Below are 25,469 nucleotides of genomic sequence, written 5' to 3'. Positions count from 1 at the left end.
CTTCTGCGAATTATTCGCTACAAACTCATCCAGCGAGCCATAGTTCGTGAACGCATTGTCATCCGGCGGTTCCGGCCAACTCCACTGCTTGATCGGCTCATTGGTATTCACATCAAAGAACTTTGTTTCCGGTTCGCCGCCCTCGCATTTCGTTTCAAAGAGACAGTCCGGCATGAACTCTGTTCCATGCCAGCCTTTACCTTCTCCAGTTTCGGCATTATACTGCGTAAAGTACCAGCCGATACCCTCAGCTTCTCCTTCTTCCTGCTCAAAACGAACATATGGGAGATAGACCATTTTGCTCATTTTCACACCTCTTTTCCCTTTCTTATTTGAGGACTATTTTTGCTCCGGACAAATAAAAAAGTGCCGGTAATGAGGATTTCATTACCGACACTTTTTTATCGTGTCATTTGATGACTTTTTAGCGTTACAATATCACTGCTCACGCATCTTTGCGAAGCACTCGCTGCAATATACCGGGCGGTCAGATTTCGGCTCGAACGGAACGCGAGCCTCGCCGCCGCAAGCAGCACAGGTAGCGGTGAAGAACTCACGCGGACCGCGTGCAGCATTCTTGCGCGCATCGCGGCAGGCCTTGCAGCGCTGCGGCTCGTTCTGGAAACCGCGCTCTGCGTAAAACTCCTGCTCGCCAGCGGTGAACACGAACTCCTTACCGCATTCCTTGCATACTAAAGTCTTGTCTTCGTACATGGTTTTTACCTCTCTTTGATACTGTTCCCTCGGGAAACTTGAAATATATGCGTACAGACACTGCGCCTGCTATCGCCTAAATAGGTTTAATGGCTGCCGATTTTCGCTTGATGCGCTGGACGGCATTATCCACAGATTTGATTGGTTTGTGCAGCGCTTCGGACATCTCTTCATACGATAAGCCGTCCAAAAACAACGTCAAAACCTGTGCCTCAAATTCAGACAAAAGCGAGTAGAGCTTCTTTTTCCGCTCTTCCCTCTCCTCATTGCCGATAACAAGCGATTCAGGATCACCATTCGGTGCAGTTACCCGGGTACGCGATTCCGCAAGGTCTTCAAACAGAGGTCGATCGATTGACATGGACTGATTGAGCGGGTCGTGCTTGAGCGACGCTGCCGCCTTCACTGCGGAATAAATCTTCCGCGTGATGCACAACCGCGCAAACGCTCCAAAGGGTGCGCCCTTGCTCTCGTCGTACTCCCGGACGGCATTCAGCAGCCCGAGCATACCCTCCTGCATTAGATCCTCTGCATCGGCGCCTGCCAGAAAGTATGGCCGCGCACAGGTCTTGACCAGACGGGTATAACGACGGATCAGATTCTCCATCGCGGGTCCGTCTCCCTGCCGCGCCAGACGGCACAGCTTTTCATCGGGAATCCCGTTCGATGGCTGTATTTGATAATCATTTCTCATGTCAATAGCTATTATACGCGGTAGAATTGGAAATGTCAAGAAACGATTGTCATCTTTACCGATATCACACAAAAACGTTCTTCCGTTTTTGTGCAATTATGACAATATTATTAACGTTTTACTCTACAGTTACCGACTTTGCCAGGTTGCGCGGCTTATCAACATCACAGTTGCGCTCCACTGCGATATAGTATGCCAAAAGCTGCATCGGAATAATCGAAAGCGAAGCGGAAAATTCATACAGGCACTTCGGCAGGCGCACGATGTGCTGGCAGACCGACTCGTCGCCGGTGAAATCGTCCGTGGTGACGAGCACGACGCTTGCGCCGCGCGCTACAACCTCACGGATATTGGAGACTGTCTTCTCAAACAGTGCCGGCTGCGTTGCCAGAGCAACAACCAGAGTACCCTCCTCGATCAGAGAAATGGTGCCGTGCTTAAGCTCACCGGCAGCATACGCCTCCGAATGAATATAGGAAATTTCCTTCAGCTTGAGCGAAGCCTCGAGCGCGGCGGCATAGTCCAGCCCGCGGCCAAGGAAGAACACGCTCGAGCGGTTTGCATACAGCGTAGCGATACGCTGCATATCCGACTGGCATTTCAGGGTCTGCTCGATGCACTCCGGCAGGCGCTGCAGCTCAGCGCACAGCGCACGCTCGTCACCGATGGAGATCAGGCCGCGCACACGCGCGATCTTAACCGAGATGAGGTACAGAGCGGACAGCTGTGCGGAATATGCCTTGGTTGTCGCAACCGAAATCTCCGGGCCGGCCCACGTATACAGCACACCGTCTGCTTCGCGGGCGATGGTGGACGAAACCACGTTCACGATCGCAATCGTGAACGCACCTGCCTGCTTGGCCAGACGCATGGCAGCCAGCGTATCCGCCGTCTCGCCGGACTGGCTGATAACGATGCACATATCCTTTTTGCCGATGATCGGGTTCTCATAACGGAACTCGCTGGCAACCTCTGCCGTGCAGCGAATGCGGCACATTGCCTCAATCACGCGCTTGCCGACCATGCCTGCGTGCAGTGCAGAGCCGCAGCCGATGATATGGATATGCTCGATCTCACGCAGACGCTCGTCGGTCAGACCGTTGTCCTCGAATACAACCGCATCGTTTTTGATACGCGGCTTAACCGTATCGGCAACTGCCTTGGGCTGCTCCATGATCTCCTTGAGCATAAAGTGCTGGTAGCCGCCCTTTTCCGCTGCGGACATATCCCACGTTACGGTCATGATTTCCTTCTCTACCGTATCGCCGAACTCGTTCATGACAACTACACTGTCCGGGCGAACGATTGCAACCTCGTTATCATCCAGAATAATGTAACGCTTGGTGCGATTGATAATAGCGGTAATATCGGATGCGATCATGTTCTCGCCCTCACCGATACCGATAACCAGCGGGTTGCCGCGGCGTGCAGCAACGATCTCCTGCGTGTTATCCATCGAAACTACGCCCAGTGCGTAAGAGCCGCGCAGACGCTGCACGGCCTGCAGAACGGTCTTTGCCAGATCCTCCTGCTTGCCGGTGTGCAGATAGTCCACGAGGTGCGCGACAGTCTCCGTATCGGTCTCGGACTTAAACTCGTAGCCGTGTGCCTCCAGACGCTCACGCAGCTCCTTGTAGTTCTCGATAATGCCGTTGTGTACAACTGCTACCTTGCCCTTGCCGCCCAGATGCGGATGCGAATTGCGGTCGGACGGCTCGCCGTGCGTTGCCCAGCGGGTGTGGCCGATACCGCAGGTGCAGTACATGTCGCCGCCTTCCTCCTTGATCTTCTCCTCAAGGTTTGCAATGCGGCCGCGCGCCTTGACAACGCGCAGACCGTCCTTCGTGAAGGCAGCCACACCAGCAGAGTCATAGCCACGGTATTCCAGACTGTACAGACCCTTGATAAGAATCGGAAGCGCGTTCTCGCGTCCGGTGAATCCAACGATTCCACACATAAAATAATACTCCTTTGCAACGGTAAATATAACATATCTTCCGCAACATTTCAGTATGAGCCTTAGGCAGCACGGAACAATGAAAGCTACGGCTTCTTGCACGAACTCCGGTCGCGCTGCCGCGCCGCTTTGTGAAGATTTTACGTCCTGACTGCGTTGCGATTTTACGATAATACATCAAGCATTACCGCCAAACACGCCTTGTTGGTCCGCAAAACGCTCTCACAAATCGCTCTGGTTTAATTATTCCGTATTGCCTTACCTCAATATATGCGGTGAATTTCTAATTTTGGGTATAAAAATAGTGCGTTACGCATAACTGCTCTGTCGATACGGTCGCCCGTATGTTTTAACAGCCTGCTGACGATCAACCCACTTGTGACCGAAGGGCACCCGCCGAATACTTTCGATTAACCCTTTCCTCGTCAACTGCGATACCGGCTGCACCGCAGTTCTGGCGCTTAGCATGTTATGGAATTGTGCGCAAATGCTCCCACCTCCCTGTTCAGAATGCAGAAAGTGGGTGTGCAAACCACACCCACTCCCGTTGGCTCTTTTATATTATACAACAGACTCGATGACTTTGGCAACCTTTTTTGCCAAAGTATCTACCTGCTCACTGTTCGTGCCCTCTACCATGACGCGCACGAGCGCCTCCGTACCGGACGGGCGAACCAGGATTCGGCCGTTATTGCCCAGCTCTGCGGAAGCCGCATCGATAGCCGCCTTGACCTCGGGCAGCTGCTGCAGGGTAGCCTTCTTATCGTTCGGCACCTTGACATTGATCATCAGCTGCGGCCACGGCTCAACCTCAGCTGCGATCTCCGAGCACTTCTTGCCGCTCGCCTTGAGGATAGACATAAACTGCAGTGCAGTCAGCTCACCGTCACCGGTGGACGCATACTCAAGAAAAATAACGTGTCCGGACTGCTCGCCGCCCAGAATGTAGCCCTTCTTGAGCATCATTTCGAGCACATAGCGGTCACCTACATTGGAGCACTCGATCTTCATGCCGTTCTTATCGGCGTAGGCGTGCAGACCCATGTTGGACAAAATGGTGGCAACAAATGCGCCGCCGCGCAGCTTGCCTTCCTTCTTCATGTGCGCCGCGCAGACTGCCATAATGCGGTCGCCGTCCAGCTCCTCGCCGGTCTCGTCTACAATCAGGCAGCGATCTGCATCACCGTCAAAGGCAACGCCAAGATCAAAATTGCCCGAGCGGACGCGCTCCTTCAGCTGACCGAGATGGGTGGAGCCGCAGTTATCGTTGATGTTGATGCCGTCCGGCTCATAGAAACGGATTTCCGCCTTGCACTCGACCAGACGCATGAGGCGCTCCACCGTTGTGGAGGAGGAACCGTTTGCACAGTCCACCGCTACGCGCAGACCGGACAGGTCGCCCTTGATGGTATCTGCAAGGTGGTCGGTGTACTCGACTACCGGGTCGATCTCGCTTTTGAGTACACGACCGATCTTCTCGTGGGTCATCTTCGGAATAGACTCGAAATCGTCGATCAGGTCCTCAATTCTTGCCTCGGTTTCGTCCGGCAGCTTGTAGCCGTTGCCTGCAAAAATCTTGATGCCGTTGTACTCAAAGGAGTTGTGGCTTGCGGAAATGACAATACCCGCATCTGCCTTGTGCTTGATGGTGAGGAAAGCGACCGCCGGCGTCGGGATAACGCCGAGCAGCTCTACATCCGCGCCAACCGAGCAGATGCCCGCAACCAGCGCGTTCTCCAGCATATCCGAGGATACGCGGGTGTCCTTGCCGATCAGCAGCTTCGCCTTGCGGCCGTGTGCAGACTCCTGCGTAAGTGCGTATGCCGCTGCCGCGCCGATCTTGAACGCCAGCAGTGCATCAAGTTCCGAGTTCGCTACACCGCGAACGCCGTCTGTTCCAAAATATCTACCCAAATGAAACACCTAACTTTCTTGTATGATAAAGGCGGGGAAATGATTGCATTACAGCATTTGCTGTCCGTCCGCCGGTTCCAGATTCAAATGACGGTAAGCCTGCAGCGTCACGCAGCGTCCGCGCGGCGTGCGGCTGAGAAAGCCGATCTGCATGAGATACGGCTCATAAACATCTTCCAAGGTGATCGCTTCTTCGCCGATAGTCGCGGCCAGCGTGTCCAGTCCGACCGGACCGCCGCCGTAGTTCTGGATGATGCTTTTGAGCATCCTGCGGTCTACATTATCCAGACCTAACTCATCAATCTCGAGTGCACGAAGCGCAATGTCGGCACTTTTTCTGTCAATCGTACCGGTGCCGATTACCTGTGCAAAGTCTCGCACGCGGCGCAGAAGCCGGTTGGCGATTCGCGGCGTACCGCGGCTGCGGCGCGCAATCTCGAATGCGCCCTCGTGCTCGCACGGTACATCAAGAATGCCTGCCGAGCGTTCAACAATACCGCACAGCTCCTCCGGCGAATACAGCTCCAGACGGAGCATGACGCCGAAGCGGTCACGCAGCGGACTGGTCATCTGACCGGCACGCGTAGTCGCGCCGATGAGCGTAAATTTCGGCAGGTCGATACGGATCGAGCGCGCCGAAGGCCCCTTGCCAATGATAATATCGAGTGCATAGTCCTCCATCGCAGGATAGAGAATCTCCTCTACCGCACGGTCGAGGCGATGAATCTCGTCAATAAACAAAATATCATTCTCTGAGAGATTTGTCAATAAAGCCGCCAAATCTCCCGCTTTTTCGATTGCCGGACCGCTCGTAACACGGATATTCACGCCCATTTCTGCGGCAATGATGCCCGCGAGCGTGGTCTTGCCCAGACCCGGCGGACCGTACAGCAGCGTATGGTCGAGCGATTCACCGCGCATTTTCGCGGCCTGTATGTAAATGCTCAGGTTTTCCTTGGCTTTTTTCTGACCGATATAGTCCGCCATGGATTTCGGACGGAGCGAATTCTCGGTCTCGTCCTCGCTGAGCTGGCGGGTGGAGATGATGCGCTCATCATCCGTCATGCCGCCGGAAAATTCAATACTCAAAGGTACACTCCCCTACTTGATCAGGCTTTTATCGTCCAGAATCAGGACTTGACCAGCTTTTTCAAGCACTGACGGATGATCTCGTCCGCCTCCATGCCGGCAGCATCCAGACCCTCCATCGCGTGCAGCGCCTCTGCCTGCGTATAGCCGAGCACCATAAGCGCCGCGACTGCCTCCTGCGTGTGGTTGACACCGCCGGAAACGGCGGCTGCCGCCACCGGAGACGCTGCAGATGCGGTCTCCAGCTGCTCCTTGCTCATCTTGTCGCGCAGCTCAAGTACAATGCGCTGTGCGATCTTCTTGCCGATGCCCGGCGCCTGCATGAGCATTTTTTCATCACCAGTGATAATGCTGAGCGCCAGTCTGTCCGGCGGTGCGACCGACAGGATGGACAGTGCCGCCTTCGGGCCAACACCGTTAACGCTGGTCAGCATCAGGAAGCAGGACTTCTCCTCCTCGTCGATAAAGCCGTACAGCTCAAACACGCCCTCACGGACATTGAGCCAGGTCAGCAGACGCGCTTTTTCGCCGGTTTTCAGCTTGCCGATGGTGTTCTGCGAAGCGTGGCAGGCATAGCCTACACCGCCGCAGTCGATCACCGCAAGACCCTGCTGGAGCACGGAAACCGTGCCGTCTACATAATAAAACATCTATTTAAACCTCATAATAAGCCTTCATAGCGCATGGCCTGCCGGGAATGCCCGTGGCAGATGGCCAGCGCAAGCGCATCCGCGGCATCGTCCGGACGCGGCAGCTTGGTGAGATGGAGAATGCTTTTCGTCATTTCCATCACCTGTTTTTTCTCCGCGCCGCCGTAGCCGACAACGGACAGCTTCACCTGATTCGGTGTATAGGATACCGGATGCAGTCCCTTCTGTGCCAGCGCCAGCAGAATTACACCGCGCGCCTGCGCAACCTGAATGCCGGTTGTGACGTTTTTCGAGAAGAAAAGCTCCTCGATTGCCACCTCGTCCGGGTGAAATGTGTCCACCAGCGTACAGATATCATCGTAAATCTCACATAAGCGCAGGTGCATCGGTGTTCCGGGAGCGGTTTTTGCCGCACCGTACTGCACCGGCGTAAATTTCATATTATCGAACCGCACCACGCCATAGCCAATCGTGCCGTAGCCCGGGTCGATGCCAAGAATCGTTATCATTTCTTTATAACCTCAAAATTATACCACGTTCGCACACATTGTGCAATAAATTTTAGTGGCAGGTTAATGGAAAATTGAGAATTGAGAATGGAGAATGGAAAATGAAGGTGTCCGCCCACAGGGCGGTAATTAAATAACGCGCTTTGCGCGCAACCTCAATTCTCCATTATCCATTTTTCATTCTCAATTCTTCTTCCGTTGGCATAACCGCGCCCTTATGCTGCACGGTATACGCCGAACATTCGGACGAAAATGTCAGATAATCCGCAAGTTTCTTCTGCGGGATGTCTGCGAGCGTTTCCGCTGTCACACCGTCGCGGGTAAGCTGATACAGGAACGACCCGATGAACGAATCGCCCGCTCCGGTGGTATCCGCGACCGTCACCGGCAGCGCTTTGGTTTCGGCGCTCGCGTTCGGCGTATAGACTGCCGCGCCGCCCGCGCCGCGTGTCACGAGCAGCAGCCTGCAGCCCTGCGAAAACAGAAGCTCTGCCGCTTCCCTCTCGGTTTTGCAGCCGGTGCAGAATTCAACTTCATCATCCGACAGCTTCACGAGGTCTGCATACGGCAGAAACTCACGAATCGCTGCCTGACAGCTTTCCGGGCTGCCCCACAGCGGCAGACGCACGTTAGGGTCAAACGAGAGGAACGCGCCTGCGTCCTTTGCCAGCCGGATGGCCTTGCGATGTGCCTGCTTGACAGGTGCATCTACCAGATCGACCGAGCAGAAGTGCAGCACGGCACAGTCCGCGAAAATATCCGGCGTGATCTGTGCTTCATCGAGAAACAGGTCTGCCGAGGGATTGCGGTAGAAGGAAAACTCGCGGTTGCCGTTCTTATCAAGTGAAACAAACGCTAACGCGGTATTCGCCCGTCCGGTGCGGAACACCGTTGAGATGTCCACGCCGTTTGCGTGCAGCGTTTTGAGAATGTGCGTACCGAATGCGTCCTCTCCCACCTGCGAAATCATCTGCGCTCTGCCGCCGAGACGCGCCACTGCGGTTGCCACATTGGCCGGCGCACCGCCCGCGACACGCTCAAACTGCACGACCTCATCAAGTGCACAGCCGCGCTGCTGCGGCACGAAATCAATGAGCAGTTCACCGATTGCCACTACTTTTTTCATCGTTCATCCCCCAGAATATGTCGGTAAATCGCCTGCGCGACGCCGTTTTCCGTATTGCTGCCGGTGATAACGTCCGCTGCTTCGCGGATGCACGGCTCGCTGTTTGCCATGGCGACGCCCAGTCCCGCCATCTGCAGCATGGTCAGATCGTTTTCGCTGTCACCGATGGCGATGACGTTGGCCAGCGTGCAGCCGAGGTGATGCGCCAGCCATTCCAGTCCGCGTCCCTTGTGCACACCCACGCGGTTGACCTCGACATTGCGCAGCTCTCCGCCGTACATGACGGACGGCGCAAGCTCGAAAATACCGTATTTATCGAGCGCAGCCGTCAGCGGCGCGATTGCATTCGGGTCATCGTGATAAAGAATCGCCTTGGTGAATGGGCGCGGCTCGTCTGCGAGCACAGTGCGCCACGTATTCTTGTCCCCGACAAAGTGATAACCCTCGTCGGCCTCATCCATCACGACCCGTCCGCGCCGCTGCAGGTTTTCGAGGAAATGCCGAAAGGCATGTCCATAGTACAAATCCTGCGTGGTATACAGGCATGGGTCGGTGTCAATGGCAGTGCACTCGTTCAGGATGATGTCCACCATTTCTGTGCTCAGGCCGTCGAAAAACGCCGGTTCCCTGTCGTCCGGATGCTGCACTGCCGCGCCGTTTGCGGTGACGAGCCAGTCCGGTGCGGCTTCCAGCTGTTCGCTGAAGCGGCGCACCTCGCGCACGTTGCGTCCGGTGCACAGCACGATCTGCACGCCCGCCTGCTGCGCCATGCGTACCGCGCGGGCGTTCTCCGGCGTAATGCGGCTCTGCGCATCCAGCAGCGTTCCGTCTAAATCCAATGCCAGAATTTTGTATTGATTCGTCATATTCATACTCGTTTCCTGTTCTCATTCGCGCAGCATGGCACGCCGCGCACGATAATCGGGTAAATAGCGCTCCACCAGTGCCCAGAACTGCGGTCCATGGTTTTTATGTGCAATGTGCGCCAGTTCATGCACCACCACATAGTCGATAGCGGGTTCGGGATAGTCCATCAGCCGCCATGAGAAGCAAATACTGTTTTTGCCGCTGCACGAGCCGAACCGTGTTCTCGCTGAGGTGATCTTCAGTCCGGTCGGGTACAGGTTCATCAGTTTTGCGTAATGCTGTACCTTGGGCGGCAGCTCTATTTTCGCTCGGCGGATAAGCTCAGCCTGCTTGGCCTCATCCGGCTCCGGATGTGCCGCACGGCGGGACTGCTGATCGGCAAGTGCGCGGGCTATCCAGTCCGTATGCTCCGCGACAAACCGTTCAATACGGTATTTTGCCAGCCGCAGCGGCGCACGAACGATCACACGTCCCTCGCGCGTCACCTGCACAGCAAGCGTCTTGCGTTTGGAGCGAACCAGTTCGTACTCGATCATATTACTGTCCCTTGCGCTCCAGATTGCGGTTGTAGAAGAACACCGCGACCGAAATGCCGCAGATCAGCAGATAGCCGAGGACGCTCCAGCCGTCCGGCAGCTGGCCGAACAGGAAAAAGCCGAGGACAGCCGAGAAGATGACCTGCGTGTAGTCGAACACCGAAATCTCTTTGGCCGGTGCGTTGGCGTACGCGAGCGTTACGCCGAACTGTCCGAGCGCGGCTGACGCACCTGCGCCGATCAGGCAGAAGAACTGTCCCCATGTCATTGGGTGGTAGTCCGTGATCATAGCCGGTACGCATACCAGCGTGGAGAACATCGAGAAGAAGAACACGATGCGGGCGCTCTTTTCGCCTTTCCGGCTGAGTGCGCGCACACAGGTGTAGGCCGCGCCTGCACCCATGCCGCCCAGCAGGCCGATAATTGCCGGGAAGGTTGCCGAGGAAAAACCCGGCTTGATAATCAGCATGCTGCTGCCGAATGCCGCAAGCACCGCCGCGTACTGGAATACGCTGGCCCGCTCCTTCAGCAGAATGAGCGAGAAGATGATAGCGAAGAACGGCGACATTTTATTAAGAATGTTTGCATCTGCCAGTACGAGATGGTCAATAGCGTAGTAATTGCAGAAAATGCCGAGTGTGCCGCAGGTTGCGCGTATGATCAGCAGCGGCAGGTTGCCCTTTTCCCACTTAAAACCAACCTTTTCGCGGCACAGCACCACGGCGGCCACTGCCACCGCGACCAGATTGCGGAAAAATGTTTTCTGCGTGAACGGCAGATCACCCGCCAGACGCACGAATGCCGCCATCATCGCAAAACCGAATGCGGACATGATGATAAAACCGATTGCCTTACTTTTTTTAGAAAGCACTGAAGTCTTCCTCCTTTTTCGCTGTGAGTTTTCTGACTGCTTCTATTGTAACACACAAACTGTTTCGCGTGTCAGAGAAATCGTCTGTTTTTCGCGTTTTGAAATTTTTTAAAAAAATTTGAAAAAAGGTGTTGACATTTGGCGTCCACATGGATATAATAATTCTTGTCGCTGACAGTGAGGCGACTCGATGAGAACAGAATGCGAGTGTGCTGGAACTGGTAGACAGGCACGTTTGAGGGGCGTGTGTCGATCGACGTACGGGTTCAAGTCCCGTCACTCGCACCACCTTCTTTCAACAACCAAATATGCGGATGTGGCGGAATGGCAGACGCGCTAGCTTCAGGTGCTAGTGTTCGCAAGGACGTGGGGGTTCAAGTCCCCCCATCCGCACCAAGTTAAAGAGCTGAAATCTTTTGATTTCAGCTCTTTTTCTGTACTTTTCAGAGTGTTTCGTTTTACGATGTAATTCGTGAAAAACTGCTGTCTAATACCAGTGTCTAATACTTTGCACGACCTGTGTTTTCGCACTAAATTCTTTGCGCTAACATTAGCATTGTATTAGACGAGTTTAAACATTTCCCCTTTTCATTTCTGCAATCACCGAATAGGCATAACAATTTTGTTATGCCTATTGTCAAAAACAATATTGTACAAAAATTTCGCTATATGCTAATATAATTATGTTGCAACAAGTCAAAAAGCGCGCCATTAGATCAGAAAACAAACATCTGCATAAATGGCTGTTTTTGTTATTCAGAAAATCAGCTTGCGGTGTTCCAGTATCTGATTACATACGACCCTTATGGTGTAAAGAAAGAGAGGAAATCCCTATGACTTGGTCTCCTATTTTGGCATTTGCGATAATTGCATTGGCCTTTGGCATTGGCGACGTCATTGCGGCTAAAACACGAGGTGTTATCAGTTCTGTTCTGGTCGCTATCCTGTTGTTTTTGATATTCGGCAGTACATTAAAAGTACTTCCGGCGGATTTGATGGAACAATCCGGTCTGATGAGTCTGATCCCGACATTCGGTATGGCTCTGATTCTGGTAAATGTAGGTTCCATGCTAGATTTGAATGATCTGAAACGCGAATGGAAAACAGTAATCATTTCGCTGGCTGGTGTTGCAGGACTGGTCACAATCTACCTTACCGCAGGTACACTGATTTTCGGCAAAGAGTATGCGCTGAGTGCAATGGGTCCTGCTTCCGGCGGCATGGCTGCAACGATGATTCTGACCGCTGCGGCAAATGAAGCTGGCCGCGCCGATCTGGCTGGATTCGTAGCTTCCGTAATGGCATTGCAGGTTTTGATCGGGCTTCCGATTGCGTCGTTCTGCCTCAGAAAAGAAGCAAACCGGTTTTTAGTCAACGATGCAAAGCAGGTCGGAAAAATGCTGTCTGATGAAAAGAAACTGAGCATTCGAATTCTTCCGCCAACTCCTAAAACGCTGGATACGCCTAACATCCATCTTGCGCGTGCAGCTTTTGTTGGCTTTATCGCCTATACAGTCACTACACTGACCGGTATTTCGTCCGGCATCACTTATCTGGTCGGCGGTATTCTCTTTGCTGCTCTGGGAATTATCGAACCAGGTGCGGTTCGGAAAGCCGGAGGTGAAGGTCTGCTGATGCTAGCCACCTATTGCAGTGTTACCAGCAGCTTTGTCAGCATGACATTAAAGCAGTTCGGCGGTATGCTGCCGGTTGTTATCGGTTTACTGGTTCTTGGCGCAGTCGGTGTTGTCATCTTCTCTATCATTATCGGCAAGCTGCTGAAATGGAGTCCCTGGCTGTCTATCGCGGTAGGCATCGGCTGTATGCTGGGTTATCCTGTGAACTATGCAGCAGCGACCGAAGTTTCTTCTGGTGTAGCAAGCGCAAACGGCATCGATGAAGAGGAAGAAAAGAAACTGCTGAATCATTTGCTGCCCAAGATGATCGTTTCCTGCGTGGTATCGGTAAGCATCGCTTCTGTTGTGCTGGCAGGATTGGTCACTCCCATTCTGCTGGGTTAAAGGTGAGGTGTTATCCATATGAATCAGATTTTAACGGATGCACAATCCCTGCACGACGAGATCATTACCAATCGTCGAACGATCCATCAATTTGCGGAAATAGGATTTGACCTGCCGCAGACTTACGCTTATATTTTCAACAAACTAACAGAGTATGGTTATCAGCCAAAAAAGGTAGGCAAAATGGGTATCACCTGTCTGGCGGGCAAACCCGGCCGCACCATTCTGCTGCGAGCAGATATGGATGCACTCCCAATGGCCGAAGAGAGCGGCGAGAGTTTTGCTGCTGTAAACGGTCATTGTCATTCCTGTGGACACGATTGCCACAGTGCTATGCTTTTAGGTGCAGCCAAACTCCTCAAGCAAAGAGAAAACGAACTGCATGGTACGGTAAAGTTTATGTTCCAGCCTGCTGAAGAAATCATGGGCGGTGCAAAAGATATGCTGGATAACGGCATTTTAGAGAATCCTAAAGTAGATATGGCACTGGGCCTGCATATTATTACCGGCAATACATTCAGCAAAACCGGACGAATCTGCTGCATTCATCATTGCGTAGCCGTTTCTGGTGATGCGGTAAAGATCACAGTACACGGCAAAGATGCACACGGTTCACTGCCAGAAAACGGTGTTGATGCAATTCATATTGCCGCGCACATCATCCTCGCACTGGAAGAATTGACCGCTCGTGAGCTACCTATGGAACAGGACAGCATTGTTCTGGTAGGCCGCATTGCAGGCGGAACAACCTGCAACAGCGTAGCAGGCGAAGCAGTGCTGGAGGTATCTATCCGCACCAACAGTCCGAAGGAACGTGAATTTCTGCTGAAACGAGTGGAAGAAATTGCTGTTGGTGTAGCGGCAACATTCCGCGGATGTGCAACAGTCGAGCACTTATATGGTGTTCCGCCGCTCGTCAACCCGGAGCCGGAACTGCAGGAATTCCAATCATATCTCCGTGAAATGCTTCCTCGTGAGTCCGTAGCGGATTGTCCCAAGATGGGTGGCAGCGAAGATTTCACTATGCTCGCCGAAAAAGTACCTGCTGTATTTCTCCAGCTTGGTGTAGGCAGCATTGAGGAGGGATACACACTGGGGCCTCACCAGCCTGCTATGCGTGTAAACGAGTCTGCGCTGCCGATCGGAACCGCAGTATACGCGCAATGTGCAATGCGCTGGCTGGAAAACCATAATTCTTAAAAGCTCAACGACTCTAATCGCTATCTTTTATAAACATTTCCCTTTATTTATAATCTTTCTTTACTCACTCTTTTCCGCATGGAATTTATGTGATATAGTATTGATATAAACAAAAGAGAAAAAGGTGAGCATATGACGATTGATCGACTGTGTTGCTTTGTAACTGCGGTAAAGCACATGAATTTTACTCGAGCAGCAGCAGAATTGCATATGGCACAGACTGCCATGAGTCGTCAAATCGCTATGCTCGAAAGCGAGTTGGACTGTCGTTTATTCGACAGAAGCAATCGAACAATACAGCTCACACCTGCCGGTAAGTGTTTTTTTGACGGAATTTCACCGTTATTAAAAAATTACGATAAAATCGTAAAAGAAACACAAATGGTGGGAAAGCGTCTTGCAGGAGAACTGCGGATTGGGATTGGGCAGTATGAGCAGAGTTTTGTTTCCGAACTGGTAAAGGAATTTCATCAAAGCTACCCAATGGTCGAGGTAATGGTGACTAAATACGGCTATCAGGAATTGCTGGAGCACCTATCTACCGGCGAAATCGACATAGCTTTCGCGCTTCCGGTCAGCATGGAATACTTAGCCGATCAGGCGGTAGACATACAAACCTTGTTTTCTTCCGAGGTCTGTATTGCAATGAACACCGATCATCCGTTGGCTGGTGCAGCTACCTTTCCCAAAGAACGCTGTGGACAGGAACGGCTTTTAACAATCAGTGAAGAATCCGGTCCGTGCTCCTTAGATAATCTGTTGGAAAAATTTCAAAAGACGCAGGTCCACTTTGCCGATGTGCGCCGAGTTAACAGTTTAGATGCGGTGCTGTTGATGGTAAAAGCAGGTATCGGCATTGCTATAATCCCGGAATTTCTCAAAAATGAATTACCGGAAGGTGTCATCACAGTACCGACCAACGACTGGCATGCAACAGCAAACCAGTTTGTTGCAATCGCTCGCAAAGGAGCAAAAGAACCGCAGGTGGAAACATTTATTCGCGGACTTTTTACATCAACTACTCTGTGGGAGAAAATGGAGCAGTTGAAAGGACAATAATTTTATCAAGTAAAAGCGCTTCAAAATATTTTGAAGCGCTTTTCTGTGTTTTTTCGATGGCCGTTGGACAAGATGGGGTTTTAGCTGAGTTTCAGCACCTTTCCCATCGCGGCAGCCGTTTCCTTTTTCGCCTCCTCGTCGGTGTGGACGTAGATGTTCAGCGTGGTCGTAACATCGGAGTGACCGAGAAATTCCTGAATCTGTTTAATGTTCACTCCCTGCGCCAGAAGCAGGCTTCCTGCCGTATGACGCAAATCGTGAAAGCGGATTTCCGGCAGGCTGTATTTCGCCAGCAGCTTCTTAAAGTTGTGCGAAACATAGCCCGGCAGGATGATACGGCCATCCGGCCAAACACAGACAAAATCGGAGTCGTGATACTTATCGCCGTACTCGCGCTTATTTGCCTCCTGCTGCGCTTTCAAGCGCTTGAAGTATCCGATTACATCATCCATCACGCTGAGCATGCGGTGGCTTGTAGCGCTTTTGGTGTGTTCATCCATCAGCAGAGTACGCATTTGAGTTGTTGTAAAAGAAATGACGATGGTCTGCTTTTCTAAATCAATGTCACTCCATCGTAAACCCAGTGCTTCACTGCGGCGCATACCAAACAACAGACCCAGCATGATAACCGGTTCCAACACTTCACCGTGAATGACTTCCAGCAGCTTGTTTGCCTGTTCTACTGTATACGCCTGCCCCTTAAATCGGTCTTGACGATTCTGGCGAGGTAAACGAGCGCGGTCGCAGGGATTGACTGAAATCGTTCCCTTGTCCAACTCCCTTTCGAGAGTACCGCGAATAATAATATTGTGCTTTTTAATCGTTTCTACGGACAGTCCCTCCTTCAATTTTGCCTTGTAGTAATCTTCAATATCATCTATCGTAATTTCCGTAACCAGCTTGTTTTTCTTCTCGAAAAACGGCATAATATGCTTGTTAAGGTTCAGAGTATACAGTTCATAAGTATTTGTGCGGATTTCATACTTCTTATATTCGACCCATGCCAGCAAAGCCTCAACAAATTTGAGTTTTGTGACAAGAAACGAAGTTGATTTCGCATTTTGCGCTTCTAATTCCGTTAAAATACGGTGCAGTGCCGCATCTGCTTTTGTCTGGTTACGTCCCTTGGATGAAATTCCTGTTGGAATCCACTTTTGACGAAGTTTTCCGTTTTCATCCTTTTGATAAACTACGACATAATACTTATCGCGTTTTTTCTGTAAACTTCCTTTCATTGAGCATCACCTCCCTCTTGAAGTGATGAAAATGTGTTTTTGTTCATATAAAGTCCTTTCCGTATGGAAAAGGGTTCGTGATTTTTGAAAATTGGGATATAACGATTCGTGCATTGTTTACGATAGACATTCCACACTGTTGAAATATGTGGAGGCTTTAGACCTCTTACCTTCATAGTATGTATTAAGTCGATGTGAAGAAAAACAGGAGCGCAACAGCGCTCCTGTTTTCTTATGCCCTCACGACTTAAAACGGTCGATATTCATTCAGGTTGCCCTCGAGGTACATACCTTTCAAGGTGTAATGCAGACGAAACAGCGCATCAATAAAGGTATCAGGGTGCGGACGGCTGACATGACCTGCCATTTCGTCAATATCCTGCATCGGACTAAGACATGGCGGGAAATCGCCGTCCAAGAGCGCGTGCAGGCAACACTCCGCATCACGATGGAGCGGCAGGGCGACCTTTTGAAAATCCTGAAATGAAACGTGCTCGAACAGTTCTTTCAGCATGACAATCATGTGGTTCAAATCCTCCATCTTGTTCTCTCCGAGAATAATGTCGGGCAACATGAAGAACAGCTTACCATCAAAGCAGTTCACGAGGAACAGAACACAGTTAGGGGCACCGTTCGGCCACGGGTACTGGAAGAACATGAACCAATCGAAAACACGCTTCTCTTTTTCGGTCATCTGGCTTTCACAATCCAGCAGATTGAACTCCAACTCGTCCAAAGTCGTGCAATAATCCAGATGGAAACGATCACCCAGTTCCCATGCAAGCTCCTGCACCCGAAGCACCAAATCTCCGGTGACAGCGAACCGTTCCGGCTCACCAAGGTTTTTCACTTCCTCGCGGAAGTGCATTACAGTTGTTCCCAGTTCCGACTGCGGAACATTCAGCATATTTTTAAACAGGGATTGTACAGCTTCAATAGCAAAATTATTCATAATCGTAACCTCCAAGACCGTTAAAACAGTTTTCCGTCAGCGTAAATCTTCATCAGCAGATGGTGCAATCTAAACAATTCCTGCACCAAATCATTGTGCCGTCCGCGATAAAGGACTGCCATTTCCAGCTCGTCAATGTGGCACAGCGGGTCAAGTTCACGCGATACACGACCGGTTAAAAGTGCATAAAGGTAACCCTCGACATTGCAATGCATCGGCACAGCAATCTTCTGGAAGTCGGCGATTGTGAGAACGTGGAACAGCTGCATGAGCATCACGATGGCCTTGTTGACTTCTTCCGGCGTGCGACGGGTAACGACGACATTCGGTGTGAGGAAGAACAGCTCGTCCTCGAAGCAGTCGATGAGCAGGAGTCGGGCCTCCGGTGCTCCGTCACGCCAAGGATACATCAGAAAGTCGTAAATCTGAAAGGTACGACGGTCGCTCTCGGACATTTGATTAACCAACGCAGCCAGCTGACAATCACGGTCAGCCTTGTTGAAATACTCAACGTGCAAATCGTTAGTAATGCGCTCGATTTCGCGGCATACATCGTTTTCAAGCACATCGGTCAGCTCTTTCAACTCGGACTTGCTCAGCTCCATCGCATGATTGCGAAAGTGCTGAACGGTGTCGTTCAAATAAATGGACTCTACGGTCTGGATTTTACGAAAAGCGTCCTGAAAAGTGATAAGATTAATCATGAAAAAACCTCCTCAATCAGCAAAAACAGCGAACTGGCGATAGAATTTGGGGTCGGTGGACAACTCAGCAATGATGTGTGCGAGAACTTCGTCTGCCTCGTCACCGATGCCCTTGCTCCACTCGCGGTAATCGTTCGGACACTGGTTGACAGTGTAGGCGAAAACCTTGGTCGGCGCGATACCGGAAGCCAGATCGTGCAGCGCGGCATAAACCAGATGCACGAACCCGCACAGGCGCGGCATGGTTTCCAACGTTTCGCGGAACAGCGGATGGTTCGGCGGGACGATAACCACACGCAAACCGTTGCGGCAAACCAGCTCGAACTTGGATTTCGGGTCGATGCAGAGAAGCAGCACTGTGCCGACTGCACCCTTGCCGAAGTTCTTCTGCGTTTCAAGAATGCACTCGGTGAGCGGCTTCAAACGCTTCGGCAGGCGGTATGGGTAGACGATAACAGTAACCTGCTCTCCGGTCGTGGTCATGCCAAGTCCACCAACTAAATGCTTAGATTCCATAAAAGAACCCTCCTTTGAAATTGTTTGAAAACAAAAACAGCGTGTAGGTGTGCCTACACGCTGTCTAACAATTTCGACTGGAGGAAAATCCGGGTGCGCTAAATAAGCCCGTTTCGCTTGCATTTCTGCTTAAAAAAGGGTATACTTATTCTGCGTGGTGCGGAAGTTTTTCCGTTGTGTAGGTGGGATAGACACCTATGCAGGTGCAAGAGAGTTGGCGCTCTCTTGTACTGCCACGTTATTTTGTTTTCTGATGTTATATTACCACCATACAATGGCTATGTCAACATTAAATATAGCGATAACGCCATATTTAATGTTTTGTTTACATTTTTATTTTTCTGCGATATACTATAAATACAGATATTACTTATAGGAGGAATTCACATGGCTTGGTCCTATATAAAGCTGTGGAAATTACTGCTCGACAAGGGCATGAAACGTATAGACTTGGCAGCAGCCGCTAATTTGACCTCAAACACACTTGCTAAATTAGGCAAGAACGAAGAGGTATCGATGGAAACGCTCAACAAGATTTGCAACCAGCTTGATTGCGGAATTGAGGACATCCTCGAACACATTCCTGATTGAAAAACAGACCGAAGCCGAACCGCAAAATGCAGCAATTTTTTGACTTCGGTCTATATTTTTAGGCACAATGTTTTTTGAAATTTTCAAAGTTTATTGATTTTTTCAATGATTATAGAACTACAAACATTGACAATCAAAAATGCCTACATTACCGCACTTGCTATTTTCCGCTTTCCAATCAATAATTATTTTGTATATCTATACGAATTTTGTTGTCTGTATTTGTACAATTCGACTGTGCTTTTATCACCTGAAAAACCACGAAAACCCGTGTTTTTGCAACCAAACCCCGTATGTGATTTCGACCCCTGATTTTATGATTTCGGGGAAACCGTAATGATTACGGGGTCTGGACAGAAAAAATCGTATATTTTTCGATTTTACGTCTTTTTCTCGCTTTTTTGATGCAATGATTTTGATGTTTCCTATACGGTTTTTGTTCGATTTTTTCTGGTTACGGGGTTTTTCGCCTGTTCTCTGGCTGCAACTTTTTCGCCGTTTTCATTTTCACTGTAAATAATTTCATATTTTGCACTAACAGCACCGAAATCTCCGGATTTTCGGTGCTGTTGTGTTTTTGCCGACTATCACTTCTCACATAATCTTTATGTAGCTAATTATTTGACGAAAAGGAGGCTTTAGTTGTTTCAAGTAATTGTTTCCGGCGGTTAGGAAAACCGCACGATATGCACCTTGAAACAGCGTCCGTGGTTGTGTTTTCAATGAAAAACGCAATCACAATCAAAGTTGGGACGTGTGCAATCGAAACGGAATTGGTGAACATCGGCGGCTCGGACGAGCGCATGACATGACAAATATTTCCTGTCGTTCACCAACCTACTGCTGCAATTATTGGTCGTAAATAACACATCGAACGCGAATGGCTTAAAGGTTATATTGCACGAAAAAGTGCAATATAACCGATTAAGCAGCTGCTCAATCGGATTTTCTCAAATATCACCGATGCGCCACTGGCTTTACTACGGCAATGATTGTAGCCTCTCACGAATTTTTTCTTCATATAGATGTTAGGTTGTTCAAAAATTGATTTGTTTCCCAACTAATTCGCCCAATTAGGTTTATCATCTTTCCCACTGATTCGAATATCAGCGAACAAAAAAGATGTCTCTCGGGCGAGAGTTGAACGGCATGGCGGGTTGAAATTCCCGGTGCGGACGCACAAAAATTACGGGATAACTATATCCATTCGCAAAGCAATTTTTGTATAGGAGGATTTTATGGACAACAGGAATAATAACGGAAGCCTTTTTCATCAGCTTATCAACGCGCCGGGATTGATGGAGCGGCAAGACCTCTCTCAACCGGTATCATTCCAAACAAGGGAAAATTATTGCAACTGGTGTCACAAAGCGGCAGACGTTTTCAAAAGCTATGGCATCCGAAATTTAAGCGAAATCGGCAAAGACGAAATCCAACGTTACGAGAATCAACTTGAAGCCGAGGGCAAATCTGCGTCTACCATTCACAATTATCTGGTGCCAATCTGCAAGGCCACGGGCATTGCAATCAAAGACATTCGCAAACCGATTCGTGCTTCAAGCGAATTCAAGCGCAGCGCTGGCAAAGGGCGTGGTGATGGCGGTAAACCGGCAGAACTGAATAAGTTCCTCGGTCTGCGCGAGGGCGACCTCAAACGGCTGCGCGGCGATTCGCTTATATACAAAAACGGGCATTGCTATGTTGTCGTTGATAAAGGCAAAGGCGGTAAATATCAGGAACAGCGTGTTTGCGACAAAGATATTTCTCAAGTCGAAAAATTCTTCGACGGCTCACATCGCAAGCTGTTCATTGCCGGAGATTTTGGCCACAATTTCGACTACCACGGTCAGCGCCGAGAATATGCTATGAATATCTGCGCCTACTACACCGAGCAGGCCAAGGACCCAAAGTTTCGCAAAGAGTTGTACAAAGAGGTTGCGACCCAGTGGCACCAGCTTAACAAGAAGCATCGCGGCCATCTTGAACCGTTGAGCTTCTTCGATCAGCCGTATGTTCTGCGCGGCAAGAACAAGGATTTAGCCATCAAGCAGGGACGGCCGTGGATTCTCGACCGGCTGGCCCTGCGGGCCACGAGTGTGCTTCACCTCGCACATTGGCGGGATAATGTTACGGTGCAAAGTTATTTGGCAAGACGGTAAAACTCTAGGCATAACATATTCCTATGATAAGATGTTCCACATATATAAGTTTTCGCATTAACTTCGACATATGAGGTCACTTTCTCCGAAAATATCTTTCTTAAATTGTTTTTTACTCATATCTTGTTCTATATAGAAAAGTATGATATACTAGCATAGATTTCAGCGAATGCTGATTTTAATTCTTCTAATTATGAATTATAAAATTATTATCGGAGTGTAATGTATGGCTGTTAGTTATAAAAAACTTTGGAAATTACTTATTGATAAAGATATGAAAAAGAAAGACCTCTGCATCGCAGCAGGCATCAGTCATGCATCGATGGCGAAACTTGGAAAAAACGAAAATGTTACAACCGATGTACTCGTAAAGATTTGTACCGCTTTGCAATGTGACATCGGTGATATCATGGAACTTATCCCGAATTCCAAGGTCTGAAAGGAGGCAGCTAAATGCAAAGTAATACTGCAACACAAATCTCTACAATAGTGGCTAAACCCATTCTCAAATGGGCTGGCGGCAAAACCCAAATGTTGAAAGAGCTGCTTCCTAAAGTTCCTTCTAGCTATGGGCGTTATATCGAACCTTTCATCGGTGGTGGCGCAATGTTTTTTGCATTGCAACCAGAAAATGCGATTATTGCAGATAGTAACCCTGAGTTGATTAATATGTATCGTCAGGTAGCAGAACATGTTGATGAAGTGATTTCCTATCTTGAGAAATATGAAAACACAAGTGAAATGTTCTATGCTGTGCGCAGTTTGGACTGGGAAGAACTTCCCGAAGCTGAAGCTGCTGCAAGAATGATTTATCTAAACAAAACATGCTATAACGGACTCTATCGTGTCAACAAAAAGGGGCATTTTAATGTTCCTTACGGAAAGTATAAAAAGCCCAAAATATGTGACATTGAATCACTTTATGCTGCATCAAAATCCTTGCAGAACGCTGAAATTGTATGCGGCGATTACTTTCTTGTGCTGGAGCATTATGCTGAACCAGGAGATTTTATTTTCTTAGATCCACCATATCTTCCGATTTCTGAATATTCGGATTTCAAAAGATATACTAAAGAGCAATTTTATGAAGAGGATCATGTTGAACTTGCTAAACAAGTTATGCGCCTGCATGAAAAAGGATGTCATGTTATTCTAACCAATTCCAATCATCCTCTTGTTCATGAATTGTATGCCCCTTTTAAAATTGATGTTATCCAAACCAAACGCCATATTTCCTGTAACGGTAATACACGCAAAGGCGAAGATGTAATCGTCACTGTTCCACCTAAACAGCGTTTTCTTATCAACCTCGCGCCCACACCGTTGCCCAAACAAGTTTCTCTCTATCCCCCTACTCGTTTTATGGGCTCAAAGAGCAAATTGCTTTCTGAAATTTGGGCAGTTGCTTCACAATTTCAGGCAGAAACAGTGGTAGATTTATTCTCAGGTTCAGGCATTGTCGGATATATGTTCAAAACCCAAGGCAAAACCGTAATTAGCAATGATTATATGTCTATGTCAGCTACTTTCACCAAAGCAATGATTGAAAATAGCAATGTTACTCTGCCACTGAATGAGGCAGAAAATTTATTGATTTCGCACAAAGAGTCCGATCATTTTGTTGCAAATACATTCAAAGACTTATATTATACGGATGCCGAAAACGATCTAATCGATACCTTGCGCACCAATATTGCTGAGATACATGACCAGTACAAGCGTGCCATTGCAATGACTGCACTGATTCGTGCTTGCACCAAAAAGCGTCCTCGCGGTATCTTCACATACACAGGTCAGCGCTATAATGACGGACGTAAAGATTTACAAAAAACACTTTCTCAGCAATTTCTTGAAGCAGTTGAGGCTGTAAATAAAGCCGTATTTGACAACGGAAAACCAAATAAATCAAAGAACGGCGATGCTATGGACCTTCGCATTGAGCAAGCTGACCTCATATATATAGATCCTCCGTACTATTCGCCGCTCTCTGATAATGAATATGTACGCCGATATCATTTCGTGGAGGGTCTTGCCCGAGATTGGAAAGGCGTAGAAATTCAAGAACATACTCAAACCAAAAAGTTCAAATCTTATCCCACACCCTTTTCTACGCGTAAGGGTGCAGCCGATGCATTTGACAAGCTATTCAAAAAATTTTCCAATAGCATCTTAATTGTGTCCTATTCATCTAATAGCTTGCCCACCCAAGATGAGATGGTAGCCATCATGGCAAAGCACAAGGAACATGTCGAAGTTGTTCCGGTCGATTACAAATATTCTTTTGGAAATCAGAATAATGCCAAAACCCATAGGAATTCCGTCAAGGAATATCTTTTCGTCGGGTATTAATTGGAGGTTGTCGCATGAGTATGAAGATAGAAATTTGGCTTGCCGGTAATACGGGATTGCGCAATCCGAACCGCATTCAAGATGGTTTCGCTGTATTTGCAAATTCACCCTATGTTGGGAATCTCCATGGAAGAGATAACGAAATAGGCTTTATGCGTCTTTTGGATGAAAAAGGAATCATCCAAAATGAAAATGGTAAAGATGAGTCCGGAAGTCACGCGCGAAAGTGGCGCTTGATGTTTTCCAGAAATGGTTTTATTTATCCCCAGATCAAGAAAAAAGATGGTGTGCAGGAAGAGTTAGGACCGCTTGATGAAATCACGCCATTTGGCAGAACCTTTCTGAAAGCAGACACATACCCCGCTGTGCAAGAGTGCTTTCTTCGATCAATGAGCATTGAACAATATCCGATGCCTAATAAGACACACTATTTCTCTCCGTTAAGATGGCTGCTGGCAATCATGCTCGAACTTGAGCGACGAACCGGCTCGTCTGAATTGAGCAGAATCGAGTTCGCACTGTGGGGACATACCACTAATCCCAGCTATAATGTAGATGAGGTCGTTGATAGAATTCTTGATCTGCGCCAGCGAAGGACCGCTGCCCCTGCCAAGCGTTCTTTTGATAAAAAAGAAATTGTAGCCAGAGGTGAAAATTACGACAAGAAGTCTGATAATTTCTTGGATTATAGTGATATGAATATGCGCTATCTTCGCATTTCTGGCATACTCCAGCGAAAAGGCAGAGGACTTATCATTGTTCCGACAAAGCATGTGATAGCAGAGAAACTTGCGAAAGCAACTGCAAGTTCAGAACCTATTATAGAACAATATAAAATGCTTTGTATGGGTGCGCCCCTGCCCACTGATAACAAAGAAATCGCCAAATCTTTGCTTGACGATTTGATTAAGCAGATGCGAGAGCGTCATATTCTATTTGATATTTCTGATCTCCCATTAAACACTGCAGCAGAAATAAATATCGCAAGGCAACGACTTGAAAATATTCTGGCTCAGACGGACGAAATTCAATATGCCAAAGAGCAATGTAATCAGTGGCAAGAAATCAGAGACTATATGACCCTGCTGATTAAAGGTGGTGGTAAATTGGTCTATGACGAAGATGCTGCCATTGAAGTACCTAAGGACGAAACTCCAGCTTACCTTGAATGGACACTTTGGCGAGCTGCATTAGCAATCGACCATATGGTAAATAAACCTTATGAAGTTCGCGGATTCAAATTGGATTCTGATTTTATGCCTGTTTCAGCAGCAGGTGGAGGTAAGGGTGACTTATACTGCGAGTTTGAGGAATTTACTATTCTCACCGAAGTCACGATGTCTACATCTTCGCGCCAAGAAGCTATGGAGGGGGAACCGGTTCGACGTCATGTTTCTGATGCAGTCCTGAAATACGATAAGCCGGTATATGGTATGTTTATTGCCGTTCGTATTGATACTAATACTGCCGAGACATTTAGACATGGCGTTTGGTATGCCAAAGGTGATGTCAAACAACGATTGAATATCCTTCCATTGACACTTGCTCAATTCAAAGACTACTTTGTAGCAATGTTTAAAGCCGACAAAGCAAGTCCAGAAAAACTTCGAGATTTAATTTTGCAATGCGAGTCTAGAAGAGATTTGTTGGAGGCTCCTACTTGGAAACGGTATATTGATACAACCGTTTCTGAAAAGGTAACTGAAATTGTAAACGGACTTGTTATATAAACCCTGTTAATGTATCTAGATGATAT

Annotated in this window: 25 protein-coding genes and 2 tRNA genes; 11 read left to right on the top strand and 16 right to left on the bottom strand. The window is 48.9% G+C overall.

Annotated features, from left to right (window positions below; all coding sequences use genetic code 11):
• The 12 genes from C7386_RS13405 to C7386_RS04150 form a co-directional block, all read right to left on the bottom strand.
• Window positions 1-306 (bottom strand): hypothetical protein (locus tag C7386_RS13405; protein ID WP_165815457.1); only part of this gene is annotated, 306 nt, incomplete at its 3' end.
• A gap of 132 nt (window positions 307-438) precedes the next feature.
• Window positions 439-714: a zinc-ribbon domain containing protein gene (locus C7386_RS04200; protein ID WP_110436907.1), complete on the bottom strand. Its 276-nt coding sequence runs from the start codon at window positions 712-714 to the stop codon at window positions 439-441.
• A gap of 76 nt (window positions 715-790) precedes the next feature.
• Entirely contained in the window at window positions 791-1,480 is a 690-nt protein-coding gene (locus C7386_RS04195) for a sigma-70 family RNA polymerase sigma factor (RefSeq protein WP_286050807.1), read from the bottom strand.
• A gap of 46 nt (window positions 1,481-1,526) precedes the next feature.
• Window positions 1,527-3,365, bottom strand: coding sequence for a glutamine--fructose-6-phosphate transaminase (isomerizing) (glmS, locus tag C7386_RS04190; protein WP_110436908.1), 1,839 nt, complete (start codon window positions 3,363-3,365; stop codon window positions 1,527-1,529).
• Between the two features lie 561 nt (window positions 3,366-3,926).
• Entirely contained in the window at window positions 3,927-5,279 is a 1,353-nt protein-coding gene (gene glmM / locus C7386_RS04185; RefSeq protein ID WP_110436909.1) for a phosphoglucosamine mutase, read from the bottom strand.
• A gap of 48 nt (window positions 5,280-5,327) precedes the next feature.
• Window positions 5,328-6,368: a Holliday junction branch migration DNA helicase RuvB gene (gene ruvB, locus C7386_RS04180; RefSeq protein ID WP_195385812.1), complete on the bottom strand. Its 1,041-nt coding sequence runs from the start codon at window positions 6,366-6,368 to the stop codon at window positions 5,328-5,330.
• Between the two features lie 41 nt (window positions 6,369-6,409).
• Window positions 6,410-7,018: a Holliday junction branch migration protein RuvA gene (gene ruvA / locus C7386_RS04175; RefSeq protein ID WP_116704905.1), complete on the bottom strand. Its 609-nt coding sequence runs from the start codon at window positions 7,016-7,018 to the stop codon at window positions 6,410-6,412.
• Window positions 7,019-7,029: 11 nt separating this feature from the next.
• Window positions 7,030-7,524: a crossover junction endodeoxyribonuclease RuvC gene (gene ruvC / locus C7386_RS04170; RefSeq protein WP_110437233.1), complete on the bottom strand. Its 495-nt coding sequence runs from the start codon at window positions 7,522-7,524 to the stop codon at window positions 7,030-7,032.
• Window positions 7,525-7,693: 169 nt separating this feature from the next.
• Window positions 7,694-8,653 carry a carbohydrate kinase family protein gene (locus C7386_RS04165; protein WP_116704904.1) on the bottom strand — a complete coding sequence of 320 codons (960 nt, stop codon included), beginning with the start codon at window positions 8,651-8,653 and terminating at the stop codon, window positions 7,694-7,696.
• Window positions 8,650-9,519, bottom strand: coding sequence for a Cof-type HAD-IIB family hydrolase (locus tag C7386_RS04160; RefSeq protein ID WP_165815456.1), 870 nt, complete (start codon window positions 9,517-9,519; stop codon window positions 8,650-8,652). The genes C7386_RS04165 and C7386_RS04160 overlap by 4 nt, the downstream gene beginning before the upstream one ends.
• A gap of 21 nt (window positions 9,520-9,540) precedes the next feature.
• Window positions 9,541-10,056 carry a M48 family metallopeptidase gene (locus C7386_RS04155; protein WP_116704903.1) on the bottom strand — a complete coding sequence of 172 codons (516 nt, stop codon included), beginning with the start codon at window positions 10,054-10,056 and terminating at the stop codon, window positions 9,541-9,543.
• 1 nt (window position 10,057) lies between these two features.
• Entirely contained in the window at window positions 10,058-10,927 is an 870-nt protein-coding gene (locus tag C7386_RS04150) for a DMT family transporter (protein WP_318261183.1), read from the bottom strand.
• 203 nt (window positions 10,928-11,130) lie between these two features.
• Between C7386_RS04150 and C7386_RS04145 the strand changes: the two genes are divergently transcribed.
• From C7386_RS04145 to C7386_RS04125, 5 genes are all read left to right on the top strand, one after another.
• Window positions 11,131-11,215: transfer RNA gene (locus C7386_RS04145), tRNA-Leu, on the top strand.
• Between the two features lie 22 nt (window positions 11,216-11,237).
• Window positions 11,238-11,323, top strand: a tRNA-Leu gene (locus tag C7386_RS04140).
• A 287-nt stretch (window positions 11,324-11,610) separates the two neighbouring features.
• On the top strand, window positions 11,611-12,948 hold the full coding sequence (locus C7386_RS04135; protein WP_165815455.1) for a hypothetical protein: 1,338 nt from the start codon (window positions 11,611-11,613) through the stop codon (window positions 12,946-12,948).
• 18 nt (window positions 12,949-12,966) lie between these two features.
• Window positions 12,967-14,148: a M20 metallopeptidase family protein gene (locus tag C7386_RS04130; protein WP_110436915.1), complete on the top strand. Its 1,182-nt coding sequence runs from the start codon at window positions 12,967-12,969 to the stop codon at window positions 14,146-14,148.
• Window positions 14,149-14,280: 132 nt separating this feature from the next.
• On the top strand, window positions 14,281-15,207 hold the full coding sequence (locus tag C7386_RS04125; RefSeq protein WP_110436916.1) for a LysR family transcriptional regulator: 927 nt from the start codon (window positions 14,281-14,283) through the stop codon (window positions 15,205-15,207).
• An 80-nt stretch (window positions 15,208-15,287) separates the two neighbouring features.
• Here C7386_RS04125 and C7386_RS04120 read toward each other — a convergent pair whose 3' ends face one another.
• From C7386_RS04120 to C7386_RS04105, 4 genes are all read right to left on the bottom strand, one after another.
• Window positions 15,288-16,442, bottom strand: coding sequence for a tyrosine-type recombinase/integrase (locus tag C7386_RS04120; protein ID WP_116704902.1), 1,155 nt, complete (start codon window positions 16,440-16,442; stop codon window positions 15,288-15,290).
• Window positions 16,443-16,689: 247 nt separating this feature from the next.
• Window positions 16,690-17,394: a hypothetical protein gene (locus tag C7386_RS04115; protein WP_110436918.1), complete on the bottom strand. Its 705-nt coding sequence runs from the start codon at window positions 17,392-17,394 to the stop codon at window positions 16,690-16,692.
• Window positions 17,395-17,414: 20 nt separating this feature from the next.
• Window positions 17,415-18,098, bottom strand: a complete 684-nt coding sequence (locus C7386_RS04110) for a hypothetical protein (RefSeq protein WP_110436919.1) — start codon at window positions 18,096-18,098, stop codon at window positions 17,415-17,417.
• A 12-nt stretch (window positions 18,099-18,110) separates the two neighbouring features.
• Entirely contained in the window at window positions 18,111-18,614 is a 504-nt protein-coding gene (locus C7386_RS04105) for a hypothetical protein (RefSeq protein WP_110436920.1), read from the bottom strand.
• 387 nt (window positions 18,615-19,001) lie between these two features.
• On the opposite strand from C7386_RS04105, the gene C7386_RS04100 reads away from it, so the two are divergent.
• The 6 genes from C7386_RS04100 to C7386_RS04080 all read left to right on the top strand — a co-directional run bounded on the left by C7386_RS04100 (window position 19,002) and on the right by C7386_RS04080 (window position 25,443).
• A complete protein-coding gene (locus C7386_RS04100) occupies window positions 19,002-19,205 on the top strand; it encodes a helix-turn-helix domain-containing protein (RefSeq protein WP_110436921.1) in 204 nt (67 codons plus the stop codon).
• A 686-nt stretch (window positions 19,206-19,891) separates the two neighbouring features.
• Window positions 19,892-20,017 carry a hypothetical protein gene (locus tag C7386_RS13675; RefSeq protein WP_318261182.1) on the top strand — a complete coding sequence of 42 codons (126 nt, stop codon included), beginning with the start codon at window positions 19,892-19,894 and terminating at the stop codon, window positions 20,015-20,017.
• 426 nt (window positions 20,018-20,443) lie between these two features.
• Window positions 20,444-21,364, top strand: a complete 921-nt coding sequence (locus C7386_RS04095) for a site-specific integrase (RefSeq protein ID WP_116704901.1) — start codon at window positions 20,444-20,446, stop codon at window positions 21,362-21,364.
• A gap of 226 nt (window positions 21,365-21,590) precedes the next feature.
• Window positions 21,591-21,803, top strand: coding sequence for a helix-turn-helix domain-containing protein (locus C7386_RS04090; RefSeq protein ID WP_110436923.1), 213 nt, complete (start codon window positions 21,591-21,593; stop codon window positions 21,801-21,803).
• 14 nt (window positions 21,804-21,817) lie between these two features.
• On the top strand, window positions 21,818-23,713 hold the full coding sequence (locus C7386_RS04085; protein ID WP_116704900.1) for a Dam family site-specific DNA-(adenine-N6)-methyltransferase: 1,896 nt from the start codon (window positions 21,818-21,820) through the stop codon (window positions 23,711-23,713).
• A 14-nt stretch (window positions 23,714-23,727) separates the two neighbouring features.
• Complete coding sequence (locus C7386_RS04080) at window positions 23,728-25,443, top strand: AlwI family type II restriction endonuclease (protein WP_116704899.1); 1,716 nt, start codon at window positions 23,728-23,730, stop codon at window positions 25,441-25,443.
• The last annotated feature ends 26 nt before the right edge of the window (window positions 25,444-25,469 follow it).

The sequence above is a fragment of the Agathobaculum butyriciproducens genome (assembly GCA_003096535.1).
In the GTDB taxonomy this organism is placed as follows: domain Bacteria; phylum Bacillota; class Clostridia; order Oscillospirales; family Butyricicoccaceae; genus Agathobaculum; species Agathobaculum butyriciproducens.
Note: the sequence above shows the minus strand (reverse complement) of the source record. Positions and strands in the feature narration are given on the sequence as shown.

What these genes read in the sequence shown, in the direction of transcription:
- C7386_RS04120 (WP_116704902.1), bottom strand. Translation starts at nt 16,442, where the DNA reads ATGAAAGGAAGTTTACAGAAAAAACGCGATAAGTATTATGTCGTAGTT.
- C7386_RS04090 (WP_110436923.1), top strand. Translation starts at nt 21,591, where the DNA reads ATGGCTGTTAGTTATAAAAAACTTTGGAAATTACTTATTGATAAAGAT.
- C7386_RS04100 (WP_110436921.1), top strand. Translation starts at nt 19,002, where the DNA reads ATGGCTTGGTCCTATATAAAGCTGTGGAAATTACTGCTCGACAAGGGC.
- C7386_RS04110 (WP_110436919.1), bottom strand. Translation starts at nt 18,098, where the DNA reads ATGATTAATCTTATCACTTTTCAGGACGCTTTTCGTAAAATCCAGACC.
- C7386_RS04115 (WP_110436918.1), bottom strand. Translation starts at nt 17,394, where the DNA reads ATGAATAATTTTGCTATTGAAGCTGTACAATCCCTGTTTAAAAATATG.
- C7386_RS04165 (WP_116704904.1), bottom strand. Translation starts at nt 8,653, where the DNA reads ATGAAAAAAGTAGTGGCAATCGGTGAACTGCTCATTGATTTCGTGCCG.
- C7386_RS04200 (WP_110436907.1), bottom strand. Translation starts at nt 714, where the DNA reads ATGTACGAAGACAAGACTTTAGTATGCAAGGAATGCGGTAAGGAGTTC.
- C7386_RS04125 (WP_110436916.1), top strand. Translation starts at nt 14,281, where the DNA reads ATGACGATTGATCGACTGTGTTGCTTTGTAACTGCGGTAAAGCACATG.
- C7386_RS04105 (WP_110436920.1), bottom strand. Translation starts at nt 18,614, where the DNA reads ATGGAATCTAAGCATTTAGTTGGTGGACTTGGCATGACCACGACCGGA.
- C7386_RS13675 (WP_318261182.1), top strand. Translation starts at nt 19,892, where the DNA reads ATGCACCTTGAAACAGCGTCCGTGGTTGTGTTTTCAATGAAAAACGCA.
- ruvA (WP_116704905.1), bottom strand. Translation starts at nt 7,018, where the DNA reads ATGTTTTATTATGTAGACGGCACGGTTTCCGTGCTCCAGCAGGGTCTT.
- C7386_RS04095 (WP_116704901.1), top strand. Translation starts at nt 20,444, where the DNA reads ATGGACAACAGGAATAATAACGGAAGCCTTTTTCATCAGCTTATCAAC.
- C7386_RS04155 (WP_116704903.1), bottom strand. Translation starts at nt 10,056, where the DNA reads ATGATCGAGTACGAACTGGTTCGCTCCAAACGCAAGACGCTTGCTGTG.
- C7386_RS04135 (WP_165815455.1), top strand. Translation starts at nt 11,611, where the DNA reads ATGTTGCAACAAGTCAAAAAGCGCGCCATTAGATCAGAAAACAAACAT.
- C7386_RS04085 (WP_116704900.1), top strand. Translation starts at nt 21,818, where the DNA reads ATGCAAAGTAATACTGCAACACAAATCTCTACAATAGTGGCTAAACCC.
- C7386_RS04160 (WP_165815456.1), bottom strand. Translation starts at nt 9,519, where the DNA reads ATGACGAATCAATACAAAATTCTGGCATTGGATTTAGACGGAACGCTG.
- glmS (WP_110436908.1), bottom strand. Translation starts at nt 3,365, where the DNA reads ATGTGTGGAATCGTTGGATTCACCGGACGCGAGAACGCGCTTCCGATT.
- C7386_RS04130 (WP_110436915.1), top strand. Translation starts at nt 12,967, where the DNA reads ATGAATCAGATTTTAACGGATGCACAATCCCTGCACGACGAGATCATT.
- C7386_RS04080 (WP_116704899.1), top strand. Translation starts at nt 23,728, where the DNA reads ATGAGTATGAAGATAGAAATTTGGCTTGCCGGTAATACGGGATTGCGC.